The 325-nt window shown below is 44.6% G+C and carries 1 protein-coding gene; it reads right to left on the bottom strand.

What is annotated here, in order from left to right:
- Positions 1 to 325, bottom strand: a 325-nt coding sequence (locus AB4585_RS25360) for a hypothetical protein (RefSeq protein WP_372171543.1), incomplete at both ends; no start/stop codon positions are given.

The raw sequence follows: 325 nt of genomic DNA, 5'->3' as shown, positions 1-325 counted from the left end.
TCAGAAAACTGATACATCACCGCCCTTTCATTATCTGCTTTGTATTCAATGGTTGCTGTCAGTGAGGAAAGCAAACCTGTCGTTAATTCTTTATCCAACGCCTCAAACTGACCGTCCTTCACTTCCATTGGGGTACTGTGAAACAACACATTCGCTTTAGCGTCGTAATACACAATTCCCGCAGACGTGATATGAGTTGTCAGAGAGACATTCTGAAAACGAGCCTCTTCCATCTCCTTAATGACCTTCACACTGTTCTTATCCAGAACGCTTTCAAGAGTTTCCGCCAGCGCACCAGGAGCGATAGCTAGACTTACAAGTAGAG

The organism is Vibrio sp. 10N.222.49.C9 (genome assembly GCF_041474985.1).
GTDB classification, from domain to species: domain Bacteria; phylum Pseudomonadota; class Gammaproteobacteria; order Enterobacterales; family Vibrionaceae; genus Vibrio; species Vibrio crassostreae_C.
This window is presented reverse-complemented; position numbering and strand designations above follow the sequence as displayed.